Origin of the sequence: Halobacillus ihumii (assembly GCF_902726645.1) — a bacterium.
GTDB lineage: Bacteria > Bacillota > Bacilli > Bacillales > Halobacillaceae > Halobacillus_A > Halobacillus_A ihumii.
The window spans coordinates 3192033-3207336 of sequence record NZ_CACVAO010000001.1 but is presented as its reverse complement, the minus strand read 5'-3'; the positions used below and the strand labels follow the sequence as shown (position 1 = coordinate 3207336).

15 protein-coding genes are annotated in these 15304 nt (G+C 40.6%); 4 read left to right on the top strand and 11 right to left on the bottom strand.

Translation table 11 applies throughout. The features are described 5' to 3' along the window. Positions 1 to 207: 207 nt before the first annotated feature. Entirely contained in the window at positions 208 to 690 is a 483-nt protein-coding gene (locus G6R08_RS15905) for an HNH endonuclease (RefSeq protein WP_163529263.1), read from the bottom strand. Between the two features lie 1052 nt (positions 691 to 1742). On the opposite strand from G6R08_RS15905, the gene G6R08_RS15900 reads away from it, so the two are divergent. Next, positions 1743 to 2888, top strand: coding sequence for a DUF4062 domain-containing protein (locus G6R08_RS15900; RefSeq protein ID WP_163529261.1), 1146 nt, complete (start codon positions 1743 to 1745; stop codon positions 2886 to 2888). A 32-nt stretch (positions 2889 to 2920) separates the two neighbouring features. On the opposite strand, the gene G6R08_RS15895 is transcribed toward G6R08_RS15900, so the two are convergent. The 9 genes from G6R08_RS15895 to trpE form a co-directional block, all read right to left on the bottom strand. Beyond that, a complete protein-coding gene (locus G6R08_RS15895; protein WP_163529259.1) occupies positions 2921 to 3829 on the bottom strand; it encodes a tyrosine-type recombinase/integrase in 909 nt (302 codons plus the stop codon). A gap of 403 nt (positions 3830 to 4232) precedes the next feature. Then, the gene (locus tag G6R08_RS15890) at positions 4233 to 5645 is read right to left on the bottom strand and encodes a sodium:solute symporter family protein (RefSeq protein ID WP_163529257.1); all 1413 of its coding nucleotides are present in this window, start codon (positions 5643 to 5645) and stop codon (positions 4233 to 4235) included. A gap of 360 nt (positions 5646 to 6005) precedes the next feature. Next, complete coding sequence (locus G6R08_RS15885; protein ID WP_163529255.1) at positions 6006 to 6590, bottom strand: anthranilate synthase component II; 585 nt, start codon at positions 6588 to 6590, stop codon at positions 6006 to 6008. Positions 6591 to 6624: 34 nt separating this feature from the next. Then, positions 6625 to 7425 (bottom strand): tryptophan synthase subunit alpha, encoded by an 801-nt coding sequence (gene trpA, locus G6R08_RS15880; RefSeq protein WP_163529254.1) that lies wholly within the window; start codon positions 7423 to 7425, stop codon positions 6625 to 6627. A 1-nt stretch (position 7426) separates the two neighbouring features. Next, positions 7427 to 8620 (bottom strand): tryptophan synthase subunit beta, encoded by a 1194-nt coding sequence (gene trpB / locus G6R08_RS15875; protein WP_420810408.1) that lies wholly within the window; start codon positions 8618 to 8620, stop codon positions 7427 to 7429. Beyond that, positions 8595 to 9257 carry a phosphoribosylanthranilate isomerase gene (locus G6R08_RS15870; protein ID WP_163529252.1) on the bottom strand — a complete coding sequence of 221 codons (663 nt, stop codon included), beginning with the start codon at positions 9255 to 9257 and terminating at the stop codon, positions 8595 to 8597. Before G6R08_RS15870 ends, trpB begins: the two co-directional genes overlap by 26 nt. Next, positions 9257 to 10018 (bottom strand): indole-3-glycerol phosphate synthase TrpC, encoded by a 762-nt coding sequence (trpC, locus tag G6R08_RS15865; RefSeq protein WP_163529250.1) that lies wholly within the window; start codon positions 10016 to 10018, stop codon positions 9257 to 9259. The genes G6R08_RS15870 and trpC overlap by 1 nt, the downstream gene beginning before the upstream one ends. Further along, positions 10011 to 11033: an anthranilate phosphoribosyltransferase gene (gene trpD / locus G6R08_RS15860; protein ID WP_163529248.1), complete on the bottom strand. Its 1023-nt coding sequence runs from the start codon at positions 11031 to 11033 to the stop codon at positions 10011 to 10013. The genes trpC and trpD overlap by 8 nt, the downstream gene beginning before the upstream one ends. After that, positions 11030 to 12547 carry an anthranilate synthase component I gene (gene trpE, locus G6R08_RS15855; protein WP_163529246.1) on the bottom strand — a complete coding sequence of 506 codons (1518 nt, stop codon included), beginning with the start codon at positions 12545 to 12547 and terminating at the stop codon, positions 11030 to 11032. Before trpE ends, trpD begins: the two co-directional genes overlap by 4 nt. A 302-nt stretch (positions 12548 to 12849) precedes the next feature. On the opposite strand from trpE, the gene G6R08_RS15850 reads away from it, so the two are divergent. From G6R08_RS15850 to G6R08_RS15840, 3 genes are read left to right on the top strand one after another with little or no spacing between them, the layout of a single operon-like run. Then, positions 12850 to 13074 (top strand): PLDc N-terminal domain-containing protein, encoded by a 225-nt coding sequence (locus tag G6R08_RS15850; protein ID WP_240339748.1) that lies wholly within the window; start codon positions 12850 to 12852, stop codon positions 13072 to 13074. Continuing rightward, entirely contained in the window at positions 13071 to 13994 is a 924-nt protein-coding gene (locus G6R08_RS15845) for an ABC transporter ATP-binding protein (RefSeq protein WP_240339747.1), read from the top strand. Before G6R08_RS15850 ends, G6R08_RS15845 begins: the two co-directional genes overlap by 4 nt. Beyond that, on the top strand, positions 13972 to 14745 hold the full coding sequence (locus tag G6R08_RS15840; protein ID WP_163529244.1) for an ABC transporter permease: 774 nt from the start codon (positions 13972 to 13974) through the stop codon (positions 14743 to 14745). Before G6R08_RS15845 ends, G6R08_RS15840 begins: the two co-directional genes overlap by 23 nt. 88 nt (positions 14746 to 14833) lie before the next feature. Here G6R08_RS15840 and G6R08_RS15835 read toward each other — a convergent pair whose 3' ends face one another. Next, a complete protein-coding gene (locus G6R08_RS15835) occupies positions 14834 to 15241 on the bottom strand; it encodes a GNAT family N-acetyltransferase (RefSeq protein ID WP_163529243.1) in 408 nt (135 codons plus the stop codon). Positions 15242 to 15304: the final 63 nt, after the last annotated feature.

The window sequence follows — 15304 nt, the reverse complement described above, 5'->3', positions numbered from 1 at the left end:
TTATCTAATATTCTTCTATCTATTCCCCTTACGAAATCGCTAAATACCTTAAGCAAATACTATGGTAAATACAGTTAGAGGGTTACCTGATTTTCAAGTGGGGTTTTGTGGAGGGTCACCTAATTTCAGGGTGGTATTTTCAGCTATTACTCTAATATCCACCTATTTTTTTGGTGTACTTTAACTTTCATTAGAATAAATATTATGTTAGAATTTGACTATAACCTCAATGTAGTGCTTTCCACTAATAGAAAAAGGCTTTTTCTCGTATCGACCTTTAACAATTGCTTCAGCGTATTTTTTTGATAACATACCTCCCAATATATGCTTTGGCACTTTCCTAATCAATTCCATTATTATTCGATTCCCTTTTTTCATGTTACATGGACCACATAATATCCAAGCGTTTTCAATAACGCTTGATTTCTTTGTGTTTGATACTATTTGCGCCAATATATGGTCTACTTGCAAATTATTTCTATAACCACAAATTTGGCACTTATGACCATATTTCTCATAAGCTTCCTTTTTAACTTTCTCCGAAAAGTTGCCTCCATTGTTGCTACGTTCCTTCTTTCGTTTATTTGAACACTCTTTACAATAATTTTCATGTCCGCCTTTTCTAGCTCGATTTTTATAGAATTCCGAAATCAATTTAATTCTTTTACATTTACTGCATTTCTTTTCCAATTGCTGGTGCAACCCTTTCTATATGAAATTGAAAGCTACTGCTAAATAGAACTAGTAAGCATGTACTTCATTCAGATTCACAAGTTACTTTCTATGGTTAATTATACTAAATAAGGATTTAGCCATTTGAACCCCAAAAATGCTAGGAAAAAGCTAACGAATTAGAGCATTTTTTCATGATTATCGTGTCAAGTGTTTTTTTCGAAACAAAATCTTTTTTTTACTTTTTCCTGTTCATAAACTCAAATTCACAGAAATTCTTTTCATACCTATTGGGGCAGCAGATTTTCTTCACTTAAGGAACAGTAATATAAATTTATACTAGCTTCGAAAACTCCAATATAAATACTAATCTAATAAGTATTATCATTGGCTTCCCTACCCTAAAAATCCGCTTCGTATCGGGTATTTTACACCGTCATTGGTGTGGCTGAGTGTACTTATAGGCTTCCACAAAATAAGCAAGGGTTAAAATGTGTTAATTATCCCCCTTACTCTTCTATCTTATTAAATATCCTAATTCTGTTTAGTTAAATAGCAGCTAAAGGTGACTTATTTTTTTTGCTTTATACACTTTTAAAATCTTTTCCGTTTTTTCGATGAGATTGATTAAGTCTTTAGTATCATATTGCTCTTCTGAATTTTCTACCCCCATTTCATCCTCCATATTCAAAAGATTCATAGAGTATTGGAATTGTTGTAATAGTCGCCTTGTCGACTTTTCGATATTATCAGGGGAAGGCTCCATGTAATTAATAAAGTCATCTATACTCAAATCATCTTTATGGCAAAAAATATTTTTGAAAACCACCACATATATTAGATTAAAACACTGCCACTACGCCTGTCAATTAATTTTTTTGAATATTCAGTTAATTATTAACTCAGTAAGTTACTGTTACACCAACTAATAACATAATTAAAAACCCACCTGAGCTAAGTAAGATAATTACTTTAATAAAATTACAGAAAAGACCACTTCACATTCTGTAAAGTGGTTTTATGTTAGTATAATTATAGAATTAAATGGGAAATATTTCAGGGGGAAAATAATGAATAAAAAATTACAGGTATTTATATCATCAACATATACAGACCTATTAAGTGAACGAGAAGCAGCTGTAGAAGCTGTAATTAGCGCAGGGCATATTCCAGCTGGTATGGAGCTCTTTCGGGCAGGGGATGAAACCCAAAAGGAAACCATAAAAAAATGGATACAAGAATCAGATGTTTATTTACTTATCCTTGGAGGTAGATACGGTTCAATCGAGTCAACAAGTCAGAAAAGCTATACTCATTGGGAATATGATTATGCTGGAGAATTAAAAAAACCCAGATTCGCCTTAGTAATGGAAGAGCAAGCCTTAGAAAATAAAGTGAAAATAGAAGGTAAATCTATTAACGATGTTTATGAAAGACAAAACCCACACCAATTTGAGGAGTTTAAAAGAAAGGTACTTAGTAAAACTTCTGAATTTTGCGAGGATACTAAGGACATAAAACTTGCTATAATTAGAAAATTGTCTGAACTAAAACTAGATAGCAACATAGTTGGTTGGATATCTAGAAAAGACATAGAAAGTAATGAAAAACTTGCTCTTCATGTTGCACAAATTACTAGCGAGAACAATAAGCTAAAGGCTGAAAATTCACATTTAATAAAACAGCTTGAAAATATGGAGAAAAAATTTCAGCAAACTCCAAGTAGTGATACACAAGAAATAATTGATGAAAACTTTGATGCTATTGAGAAAAATAAATTCCAGAAAAGATTAGATAGAGTTTTAAAGCTCCGAAATGCTGAAAAACAAGATGATATTTTTAACCTCAAATGGAAGGATGAAGATGAAAGTTACTCACTCCCACAACCACATGGCAATCTAAGAGCATATTTTGTTATGAACGATGAAGAAACTATAAAAAAGATACTTGTCTTAGCAAGAATAGATAATTCATATGACAACAAAAGTGCTTTAGGAGACATAAGGGTTACTTTATCTCAATATGATAAAGAAAATAATTTGGATATCGATTTCCTTATAGCACACCCAGCAAATCAACCTAAGAAGAAAATATATTCAGATAGGTTTTTCAAAACAGCGTTAGACTGTGTTAATCAAAAAACACAATTTAATTTTAGTTTTTGGGACGAACATGAATTACAGAAAGTAGAAAAAAGACTTAATTTAATTTTGTAAAAGATATAGAGGGAGATGTAACTCCTCCCCCTCTATATTAACCCCCTTAATGGGTCATGCTCATCTAAAACTTCTTTCAATTCATGCTGGAAGTAACCAATATACTGTCTTGTTACTTCAATCTTAGAATGCCTAGCTAAGAGTTGTATTTCTCTCAGGTTAGCTTTATTCATCAACAATCGTTTAATAAATACGTTACGCATAGCATGAGGGGAAAAGTCACCTTGTATGCCTAAGTCTTTCTTCAGCCGCTTTATAAATAGTTGGACTCCGTTCCTCGTTATTCTCTTACCCTCACGAGTTACAAAAACCGCTTCTGGAGCTTCTTTAAAGTTGTCTTGTACATAATCTCTCCAAGACTTTAATTCCTTTGCCAGAGCTTCTGAAAGAGGTATTGAGCCCCTCTTTCTACTCTTACTAGTCCTTATGGTTATAAGCCAATCATTAAAGTCAATATCATTCCAATTCAGACTAACTAGTTCACTTACTCTTAGACCAGTTCCAATAAGAGTAATCATAATCGTATGATTTCTAATAGAGTATAAACTATCCTCTCTTCTCTTTTTCCTTCTAAGATGCCTTAAAGCCAAGTGAATGTCTTCTTCTCTAACTATTTTAGGTGAATCGTCTTCCCTTACTAACTTAATGTTTTTACAGATGTCCTTATCGATTATATCTTCATCAATCATCCAACGAACCCATGCTCGCAACAACTTTAATTTACTATTAATAGACTTTGGCTTATTCCCTTTTTCCTTGCAGTACATCAAGTATCCTTTAATAACAGAGGAAGTTAAATCTTGTGTATCTTTAACCCCTTCTTTGCGAAGCCATTTCCCAAAGTCACTAAACAAATTCACATAAGATGTAATGCTGTTTTCCGTCAACCCTTGAAACCTTTTTTCAGCAATTAGCTCTTTAAAACTCATCTCAACCAACATAAAAAATCCTCCTTACATTATGTGTAAGCAGGTCAAATTCATCTCTCATATGGTCTTGTAATGACTATAATACTAAAACAGAGCAATTGCCTATTATATAAGGTATGTAGAGCGGTTTTAACGTTTCTCTACACTGCCAGTGTAGCGCTCTCCCAGCTGAGCTAATGCCCCGTCTGAATCGACATTAATCATTATATCGTTTTCACTTTCTGTAATCAATACTTTTCACAAAAATTATTACACGGAAAAGCTGTTAATTGCCCAAAATTATCATTTATTGCATTTTATTTTTATTAATTGCACAAATCCAAACTTAATTGCGCGAAACTAAACCATAATTGCATATTTCATAAAAATATAAACCTCCCTACAACTAACTGTAGAGAGGCTTACACATTCCTTATTAAGCATTCACTGGTTCACGATTCTGTCCATTGCCATTTGTCGTCACCAGTGTGACAACAATCAAGACAATAACAGCAATCGGAACAGCGATAACGACACTATTGATATCGAACGGTTTTTGCAAGATCAGTTCCCATACTAGTGTGGCCACAACACCTGAGAGCATGGAAGAAATACCGCCGATCGCGTTGACACGTTTCCAGAAGAAAACGGCGAGCAATGCTGGTGTTAAACCAGCTCCGTAAACGGTGTAAGCGTACATCTGTACGCTGAGTACGGTTGGGAAATAGCTGATTAGCAGGTAAGAAAGCACACCCAGGATAACGATGAACAGACGTGTCATCCCTAATAACTTTTTGTCTGAGGCTTCCTTATCTACATAATTGTTATAAATATCATACGTCAGGTTGGTCGCTGCAGATAGCAGGTATGAGTTACCTGTCGTAATGATAAAGGATGCTGCTGAAGCAAGTAAGATCCCGCCAATCACTGTTGGCAGTGCGAGCGTTGTTGCCATCAAGGCCATTCCAGGATCAATATCTGGAAAAATGGAGCGTGAAGCAAAGGCGATAATGGAAATCGATGGTGAAATGACAATCATTGCAATCAGCCAGCCGATTTGGCCCTTTTTAGCAGAGCTGTCGCCTTTTGATGAGGCAAGACGCTGGTACATATTTTGGTCACCTAATAGCAGAAACAGTGACGGAAGCAGGTACCCCATAAGCTGTATGGTTGTTAAACCGCCAGTCGCTGTCATATGGGATTCTGGGACGTTGGCCACGATGTCTCCCCAGCCGCCTGCGACTGCAATAATCGTAGGTACCGTAATGATGAGTCCGCCGACCATTAAAAAGCCGCTGATTGCATCAGTTTGGGATACAGAACGCAATCCGCCGATCATGGCTAAAAAGATTATCAAGATACCGCCAAGCAGTGTCCCTAATCCCACTGACATGCCTGTGGTCAGATTTAAGATAAAGCCAAAGCCTTTCATCTGATAAGACACAATTCCCACATAGGCAAGGATAATAATTACACTGGCTATATTCCGGGACTTACGGCCATATTTCGCCTGCAGAATGCCTGATACTGTAAATTTACCGAATTCGCGGATTTTTGGTGCAATAACATAGAGGACAATAATACCTAATAACGTTGGAAGCATCAGCATTAATGCAGGCCAAATTCCGTAACTAAAGGCCATTGAGGTCTCCCCGCCGGAAATACTTCCGCTGCCTGTCCATGTAGCGAGCAGTGTTCCCATTAATACGAATGGTCCTAAACTCTTTCCGGCCAGAACGAAGTCTTCACTTCCTGACACTTTTTTTGATGTGAATATTCCAATACCGACCATAACGACGGCATAAAGTCCGATAAACCAAAGTAATGTCGGATCATTTTGTAATTCCATAATTACATACTCAACTCCCATAAAATAAACTATAAAATCAACTTTCACCGTCTAGACTATTTTTTCCCAATTCCAATGTGTTATACGAGCTCGCTGGCACAACGTTATCTAACCTAACACAATTTCACACATTGTGAAAATAGCTTTTATTTTCTAAAAAAGTGCCTATTTGTCGCGATTATGAAGTATGTAAGTTTTTCACAAACTACTTTATTACCTCTATGGCATAGCATAGAGAAATTGAATTATAATTGCGAAACTTTAAATAAATGGTCGCCAGACAGCTAAAGGATACAGAAAAAATAAGTCTAAATACCCACAAAGGCCAGCTGGCATTTGTCTGCCAGCTGGCCTTATTAGTCAAGAAATAATAGCTTTTATTCGTTGTTTTATTAAATTATTCAACAATCGCTTTCCATCCCCAGTTCCAATTGATTCCGGGTGAAATTGCACTCCTTCTATCGGCAGGCTTACATGGCGGATTCCCATGATTTCTCCTTCTACCGTTGCCGCTGTCACTTCAAAGCACTCTGGCAATCCATCGAGATCCACAATTAATGAATGATAGCGCATCGCTTCCATTGGATTGCTCAGCCCTTCATAAATACCTTGGGCATCATGATGAATTTGTGAAGACTTCCCGTGCATGAGTTGATCCGCACGAACTACCTTTCCTCCAAAGCTTTGGGCAATTGCTTGATGACCGAGGCATACTCCAAAAATCGGCATATCTTCTTTAAAGTGCTTAATGACTTCCATCGATAGCCCTGTTTCATCTGGGGAGCATGGGCCTGGTGACAACAATAACAAGTCTGGCTGTAATTGCTCTATTTCCGCTATACTCACCTGATCATTACGTCGGACAATAATCTCTTCACCTAGCTCACCTAAGTATTGAACGATGTTGTAGGTAAATGAATCGTAATGGTCGATCATATAAATCACTCTGCTCAACTCCTCTATGCTCTAGCTCCCTATCCTACTTTACAAGTTCATAAACACCCTGGTAAAAACGATAAAGAGCGTCTGCCGATTTCCCATTCTCAAATGCCTCCAGCTCTTCTTCGATCAAGCGAATAATTTTACTACCGATAATGACACCGTCTGCGTGTTCGCGTACGAGGTTGACGTGTTCATTTGTCGAAATCCCGAATCCTACCGCAACAGGTACAGAGCTGTGCTCTTTTACTTTTTTGATAAAAGTTATGACGTCTGAAGACATTTCGTTTCGTTCCCCTGTAACACCAAGTGTGGAAACACAATAGAGAAACCCATTCGCGTGTTCGGCAATTTGTTTGATTCGTTTGTCTGAATTTGGGGCGACAAGTGAGATAAATTCAACATTTCGTTCAGAAGCCAGCTTACGAATGTCTTCGCTTTCTTCAAATGGTAAATCAGGGATCAGCACCCCTTCAGCCCCGTTCGCATCAAGCAATTCAAAGAATTGGTCGTAGCCCAGCTGCATCACGGGGTTATAATAGGTGAAAATAACGACGGGGATTTGCAAACCAGCCTGGCGCATTTCAGGTACAAGTTCAATGGCTTTCGTCAACGACATCTCATTTTTCAAGGCACGTTGAGCAGCACGCTGGATCGTCGGTCCATCTGCCAGTGGATCTGAATAAGGAATACCAAGCTCAAGAACATCTGCCCCCGCTTCCTGTAATCGAAGGGCAAACTCAATTGTAAGTTCCGGTGTTGGATCGCCCGCTACAATAAAAGGAATAAACAAATCTTCGGTTTTCGTTAGTTTTCCCTGGAAAGATGTTTTCGTGAGCATGTTACTCCTCCTCCTGAAAATGCTGCATTAATGTGGCCATATCTTTATCTCCACGTCCTGATAGATTAATCAGGATCGTTTGATCGGAGCTCATATGTCCCGCTTCTTTAAAGGCCTGGGCCAGCGCATGGGCGCTTTCAATCGCTGGGATAATCCCTTCTTGTTCTGTCAAAAGCTTCAACGCATGCAGTGCCTCTTGATCGGTAATCGACTCATATCTGACACGCTTCGTTTGGAAGAGGTGAGCGTGTTCTGGACCAATGCCTGGATAATCTAATCCAGCCGAGATCGAATAAGGTTCGGTAATTTGTCCATTTTCATCTTGCATTAAATACGTCAGTGAACCGTGTATGACACCTGGATTACCTTTTGTCAACGTTGCAGCGTGTTCAGGAGTATCGACTCCTTTACCGGCTGCTTCCACTCCGATCAGTTCAGAAGCATCCTCTAGAAATGGATAAAACATGCCCATCGCATTACTTCCTCCGCCGACACATGCATAAATCCGGTCAGGAAGCTCCGGTTCAACTTCTAGAAATTGCTGTTTCGATTCATCCCCAATCACTCGCTGAAAATCTCTGACCATTCTTGGGTAAGGGTGCGGACCCACCACAGATCCAATCAAATAGAAATGGTCTTCACAGTTCGCCACCCAGTATCGAATTGCTTCGTTTGTTGCATCCTTCAACGTCCCATTTCCGCTGGAAACCGGAGTGACCTTCGCACCGAGTAATTTCATACGGAACACATTCAATTCCTGGCGGCGAATATCTTCTTCGCCCATAAACACCTGGCATTCAAGGCCGAACTTAGCTGCTACGGTCGCAGCTGCTACACCATGCTGACCAGCTCCTGTTTCAGCAAGGATTCTCTTTTTTCCCATCCGTTTAGCAAGTAATGCCTGGCCAATTGCATTATTCATTTTATGGGCCCCGGTATGGTTCAAATCCTCTCTTTTTAGATAAATTTTCGCTCCGCCTAGATATTCTGTCATTTGATCAGCAAAACTTAAAGAGGTCGGACGACCGGCATATTCCTTCAACACATCATGATACTCCTGCAAAAAAGCTGGGTCATCCATCGCTTTATTTAATTCTTCTTCCAGTTCCTGCAGCGGTCCCATTAATGTTTCTGGGACATATTTTCCTCCAAAATCTCCAAATCGACCTTTAACGTCCGGAAACACTTGCAACATGACGTTCCACCTCTTTCATCACGGCTTGAATTTTATTAATGTCCTTCTGTTCATCAGTTTCTATTCCACTTGACACATCGATTCCATCAAGTTGCTTCTCCATTAACTGTCCAATATTATCTGGATTAATCCCGCCTGCTATAAGACAGGATACGTTTTGGGCATTCGCTGTCTCAAGATAGCTTTCAATGGCATCCCAGTCAAAACGAACCCCTGTGCCTCCATAAGCTCCGGCCACCTTCGAATCGATCACATATCCATCCACTACACCTTTAAAGAGCTCCATTTGTTCCAAGGCGTTTTCCTGATGATGGATAACCTTCCATACAGGCAGGTCGAACGATTCTTTAATTTTCAAAATATCGGATACCGTTTCATTGCCATGAAGTTGAATTACATCCAATGGGGTAAAAGCTAACACTTCGTCCAACTGTTCCATGGAAGGCTCTACAAAAACACCGACAAGTTTTTGCTGAGGACGGACTTTTCTTATCCACTTGCCTACCTGCTCAGGACGCACATAGCGCTTCGTACTATTTACAAATATAAATCCGAGGTGAGTCGCTGATGAAGAAGCCGTCTTCTGTACATCACGTAAGGATCGATTGCCGCACAATTTCACTAACGGTTCAAGCATCACACGTTCACCCCTTTCATTAATTGGCTAACTGCCTGTTTAATATTGGCCTGACGCATTAATGATTCTCCTACTAGCACAGCTTCTGCGCCGTACCCTGCTACCTGCTCAATATCATCATGAGTAAAGATTCCGCTCTCCGAAACGAGTAAACAGTCATTCGGAACCAACTTTGCTATTTGTTTTGTCTGCTCAAGCGTCGTCTCAAACGTGTGCAGATTACGGTTATTAATCCCAATAATCTCCGGGGTGAATTCCTTTAACACCCCTTCAAGCGTCTCCTCGCTGTGTACCTCAACGAGCACTTCAAGTCCCGCTTCATACGCCTGCAAATAAAGCTCATGCAGTTTCCTCGCTTCCAGGGCTTCTCCAATTAGCAAAATCGCATCCGCACCAATCAGCTGACTTTCTGCCACCTGCACGGGATCGATAATGAAATCCTTCCTCATTACCGGCACATCCACAAACTTCTTAATATCTGTTAAGAAGTCACGATGTCCCTGGAAAAAGTGTTGATCTGTCAGCACTGAAATTGCCTGCACTCCAGCATCAGAGTACTGTTTTCCTACCATCACGTGATTAAAGTCCTCCCGAATAATTCCTTTCGACGGGGATGCCTTCTTCACCTCAGCAATTAAACCGGCCGTATAAGGTGATTGTTTCAAAGATTGATAGAAAGAATATTTCGATACATCTGCCTCCTCTGGCAAATACAGTCGTTCAATCTCTTGTTTTTTTATAGCTAAAATGGTTTCAAGCATACTGACGATTCTCCTTTTCTTCCTGGATCGATGTGAAATAGGTTAGTACTCTTCCGCTGCTGATAGCGTCCTGGACACGGTTCACGCCATCTGTTAAGCTGGCGGCTTTTCCAGCCACATAAAGCCCTGCTGCTGCATTCATGGTCACGATCGTCATGGCACTCTCATTGGCTTTTCCTGAGAGGACTTGTTGAATCAACTCAGCACTCTGCTGACTATCCGTGATTTGAATATCGGCAAGTTTTCCTCTTGAGAGGCCGAGGTCTTCAGGGGTAAGGGTAAATCTATGAATGTCACCGTCTTTCAACTCCACAATATCGGTTACCCCAGTCATCGTAATTTCGTCCAATCCATCCCGGCCAGTGACTAATAGTACGTGTTTTGACCCTAGCTGCCTCAGTGTTTCTGCCATTTTTTCAGCATAAGACGTATCATAAATTCCGATCAGCTGGCGCTTGGCAGTAGCTGGGTTGGCCATCGGACCAAGTAAATTAAAGATTGTTCGAAAACCTAATTCCTGACGAGCCGGCACAGCATGTTTCATAGCCTGGTGATAATTGGGGGCATATAAAAAAGTCATTCCTTTATCCATAATCGCCTTAACACCTTGTTCTGGTGTTGAATCGATCGGGACCCTCAAAGTTTCTAAAACATCAGCACTTCCACTTTTGGAAGATACTTTACGGTTGCCGTGTTTGGCGACTTTTACATCAAGAGCTGCCAATATAATCGAAACAGCTGTAGAAATATTAAACGTGGAACTGCTGTCGCCGCCTGTACCGCACGTATCAACGAGGTCGTCCGGTGCCATATCGAGCTTTGTCATCTTAGCACGCATCGCCCGAACAAAACCGGTCATTTCTTCCACTGCCTCGCCTCTGTGACGCATAATAGAAAGCATACTCATAAGCTGTCCTGTAGACACCTCGCCGTCCATGATCTGAGTCATGATCTGATAAGCTTCTTCCTCTGTCAATACATTGCCTTCCACTAAGCTGCTTAATTGTTGTTTCATTTTGCCTCAGCTCCTTCTCTACTCTGCTCAAATAACTTCTCAGCTAATTCAATCGTTCTCTTTAGGGCACTCGCTTTGTTTAATGTTTCCTGATACTCTGCCTCAGGGTCAGAATCTGCCACAATTCCGGCTCCTGCCTGTACATACACTTTTTCATTCACCTTAGTCATTGTCCGGATCGTAATACAAGAGTCGATGTTCCCATCAAATCCTAAATATACGATGCCGCCACCATAAAGATGTCTTGGAGTTGGCTCAAGTTCCCGTAAAATCTGCATTGCCCGGACCTTCGGCGCACCAGATAACGTGCCGGCAGGGAAGGCTGAAATTAGGGCATCAATTGGAGAAATATCCTTTTTCAATTGCCCGGTTACTTTACTAATGATGTGCATAACCTTCGAAAAACGCCCGATCGTCATATAATCATGAACGTTCACTGTCCCGTATTCGGAAACTCTTCCAATATCATTACGTGCTAAATCGACTAGCATCCGGTGTTCAGCCTGTTCCTTCTCATCGGCCAGCAATTCCTCAGCCAAAGCATCATCTTCCTCTTGGGTGGCGCCTCGTTTTCTTGTGCCGGCGATCGGATGAATTTCAAGCCGCTGTTCCTGTACTTGCAACAGCCGCTCTGGTGAACTGCCGATTACTTCTACATCATCAAAATGCAAATAAAACATATATGGTGAAGGGTTTACTTTTCTTAAGACCCGATAAAGCTCAAATCCGCTTCTTTTGGTTATTGCCTCAAAACGCTGTGACAAAACAGCTTGAAAGATATCTCCTGCTCGAATGTATTCTTTGATAGTCTCCACATCCTGCTTAAATACAGGTTTTTGATAATTACTGGAGAAATTTATAGATGGTGTAAGATCTTCATTTTCATCAGCCAACATTAAATCAGGCAGGAAATTCTGACCCTTTAAGGCTCCCTCTACCGTTTGTAATCTTTCTTTCGCCGAATAAAATGCTTGCTCAACATCCGTGCTCTCATCGATCCTGGCATAGGTCAGAATCGTCGCTTCTTTTGTTCGATGATGGTAGGCAATGAGCGTCTGGCAGAATAACAAATGGTAATTGGATAAGTTTATATCGTCTTCGATAGCTTGCGGCACAGGTTCAAAATCAGAAATTCCATCATAGGCCACATAGCCGACTGCCCCGCCTTTAAAGGGTAACGAAACATCTGCTGGCTGCACGTCAAGTTGATCAACAGTACTTTCATATGCCTCTTTAAGTGAAGATCTTTGCTCCTCTCGGCCGATTAGAACGTCACGGATAACAAAGGAACCATTGTTCTGTTTAATTTCAATCATTGGATCTAAACCAATGAATGAGAAATTAGACCATGGAGATTCCGGGTCCTGACTTTCAAGCATATATACGGCTTCCTCTTTCAATGCATGAAACATGTGAATAGGTGTTAACGTATCGGTGTAAAACGTTTTAGTGATGGGAATCGTTTTATATTCCTTGACGCTTGCAAGGAACGATTCCAGAGTGGTATTACTCATATGCGGACTCACCTCTCCATAAAAATTTTATGGAAAATGAGACGTTGAGGGGGTGTAAAATAGGGGATGAAAAAAATATTGGCACAGGCAATCCAAACGGCTCCAAATGTCCAAGGATCCCTAGCTCTCTCAGCTCAACTCATCCTATTTCCTCAACTCATCTAATCTCATTCTCAACTCTAAATACTTTCGTAACAGTGTATAAAATTCTGATAATAAAGTCAAATTTTTCGTTTAAAAAAGGGAACCAACATGATAGGTTAAACGTACAAAAACAACAGAGCAAAAAGGAGGTACAACATATGATTTTACTCATGCAGGATGCCACCCGAATGATTCAGGAAAACTTTGCAATCTTGGCCCCTCTATTTATCATTCAGCTCATACTTATGATCACTGCACTCATTAGCTTAGCAAAATCTGAAGCTGCAAATGGACCCAAATGGATGTGGGCACTCATCATTATCTTTATTAATATTATCGGTCCTATTATTTATTTTATTTTTGGAAAGCGAGATTACCAATGATGATTGCTGTTGACCAGCTTACGAAAATGTATGGCAAGAACTATGCTGTGAAAGAGGTTAGTTTTCAGCTTTCTCCCGGAAACTGTATTGCTTTATTAGGTCCAAACGGCGCTGGCAAAACAACCACATTAAGAATGATGGCCGGATTAATCCGCTCGACAAGCGGCACGGTCAGCCTTGGCACTTCCATCAATATAGATAATAGAAGAGAGATCGGTTACCTTCCCCAGCATCCGCAATTTTATCTTTGGATGACCGGAATGGAGTTCCTCATCCATGTAGGCCAGCTTGCTTATTTAAATAAAAAAGAAGCTCGGAAAGAGGCAGAACTTTTAATGGAACGGGTAGGGTTAAAAGATGCTGCCAAACGTAAGATCGCTGCCTACTCCGGCGGAATGAAACAGCGCCTCGGGATTGCTCAGGCAATGATCCATCGGCCAAAACTGCTGATGCTGGATGAGCCGGTTTCTGCCCTTGACCCGATTGGCAGACGAGATGTACTCAATTTAATGGAGGAGTTAAAGCAGGAAACAACACTGCTTTTCTCTACCCATATTCTCAATGATGCAGAAGAGGCAAGTGATGAGATTTTATTAATGCATAAAGGATCGATTATCGAATCGGGTACGTTAGATCAACTGAGAGAAAGGCATCATGTGGACAAAATTTCTATCAAAACATCGCTGAATCATGACGATTTGCAACATAAACTAGCTCAACTGCAGTTTGTAAATCGTGTGGTAAAAGATAAACAGCGCCTCGATATATATGTAAACGACATAAAATCTGCGCGCAGTCAGCTCTTGAAACGATCTCTGGAAGAAGGGTGGGAGTTAGAGCAATTCGAGGTTGGGCGGATTACGCTCGAGGACTTATTTATGAAGGTGGTGCATGAGCATGCAGTGGATGACCGTCTTTAAGACAGAATCGATCGGAGCGTGGCGCAATTATAAATGGATCTGGGTCCCTCTCGTTTTTATACTGCTCGGGATTATGGATCCGCTGACCACTTATTACTTGCCGCAAATCCTCGAATCAGTAGGAGGTTTACCCGAGGGAGCAACGATTAACATCCCGACTCCTCCCCCAGCGGATGTATTTATGATGAGCATCAGCCAATTTAATATGATTGGCGTCGTCGTTCTCGTCCTTATGTCGATGGGTACGATCGCAAACGAACGTAGAAGTGGAATCGCAGAATTAATTCTCGTCAAGCCGGTCCGCTATGGTACATATGTTACAGCCAAGTGGGCAAGTATCGTCTCCCTGAGCTTGCTCAGTTTGTTTGCTGGAATCCTTGGCAGCTGGTATTATGTCAACCTCTTGTTCGGTAGTTTAAGCTTTGAACTAATAGGGGCTGCTGCTGGCTTTTACGGGCTTTGGATAGTATTTGTGATTAGCGTGACCATCTTCATGAACACCCTGGTAAAAACTCCCGGATTAGTAGCGTGCTTATCAATCATTACACTGATCGCCTTGTTTATTCTCAGTACGATATTTGCCCATATTATCGAATGGAATCCTTCACTTCTTACATCGTACCTAGGAGACATGCTGCAAACCGGTTCAATCCCTGCCGACCTATGGGGAACAGCAGTCGTAACCACCCTGCTTATTGCCAGCCTGCTTATCTCAGCAAGCTACATCCTAAAGCATAAAGAACTCGCCTGAACAAACCCATATTTTACCACCTCAGGTCATCCAAATATTGGATGACCTGAGGTGGTATTTTTTGGATATATAGCTGTTCTTCCATGTGTTAATTCTTTTGCAATTCTTCCGCGGATTTTCTAAATCCGTAAAAAGGACGATAGCCTCGGTCCGTATAGTATTCCTTCGAAGAACTGGTAGCCAGCATTTCAATTCTCGTACTAGGATAACAGCCATGCGCTTCCTTCATTAGCTGTTGGGCGATCCCTTTCTTCCGATAATCCTCTTTAATAAGAATTTCACAAATATATAATGTAACTGCTCCGTCTGTCAGCCCTCTTAAGTATCCCACTACTTCATGCCCATCTACCACTACTAAAGCAAGATCAGAATTCAGCAATGCCTGCATCGTCTCCTCCCTATTCTCCACAAGATTGCTCCATTGTTCTTGTTGCAGCAGCGACTGAATCATATCGAAATCATTTTCCTGAAACGTACGAATGGCAAAGTTACTCATTGGAGACTCCCCTTTTAATAGATTTTTTTAATCTAGCTTCTCTGTTTCTGAAACTTCCCATAA

Coding starts and splice junctions, on each gene's coding strand:
- G6R08_RS15870 (WP_163529252.1), bottom strand. CDS start 9,257: ATGCTTGAACCGTTAGTGAAATTGTGCGGCAATCGATCCTTACGTGAT.
- G6R08_RS15845 (WP_240339747.1), top strand. CDS start 13,071: ATGATGATTGCTGTTGACCAGCTTACGAAAATGTATGGCAAGAACTAT.
- trpB (WP_420810408.1), bottom strand. CDS start 8,620: ATGTTGCAAGTGTTTCCGGACGTTAAAGGTCGATTTGGAGATTTTGGA.
- trpD (WP_163529248.1), bottom strand. CDS start 11,033: ATGAAACAACAATTAAGCAGCTTAGTGGAAGGCAATGTATTGACAGAG.
- trpE (WP_163529246.1), bottom strand. CDS start 12,547: ATGAGTAATACCACTCTGGAATCGTTCCTTGCAAGCGTCAAGGAATAT.
- G6R08_RS15895 (WP_163529259.1), bottom strand. CDS start 3,829: ATGTTGGTTGAGATGAGTTTTAAAGAGCTAATTGCTGAAAAAAGGTTT.
- trpA (WP_163529254.1), bottom strand. CDS start 7,425: ATGCTCACGAAAACATCTTTCCAGGGAAAACTAACGAAAACCGAAGAT.
- G6R08_RS15890 (WP_163529257.1), bottom strand. CDS start 5,645: ATGGAATTACAAAATGATCCGACATTACTTTGGTTTATCGGACTTTAT.
- G6R08_RS15835 (WP_163529243.1), bottom strand. CDS start 15,241: ATGAGTAACTTTGCCATTCGTACGTTTCAGGAAAATGATTTCGATATG.
- G6R08_RS15850 (WP_240339748.1), top strand. CDS start 12,850: ATGATTTTACTCATGCAGGATGCCACCCGAATGATTCAGGAAAACTTT.
- G6R08_RS15900 (WP_163529261.1), top strand. CDS start 1,743: ATGAATAAAAAATTACAGGTATTTATATCATCAACATATACAGACCTA.
- trpC (WP_163529250.1), bottom strand. CDS start 10,018: ATGCTTGAAACCATTTTAGCTATAAAAAAACAAGAGATTGAACGACTG.
- G6R08_RS15840 (WP_163529244.1), top strand. CDS start 13,972: ATGCAGTGGATGACCGTCTTTAAGACAGAATCGATCGGAGCGTGGCGC.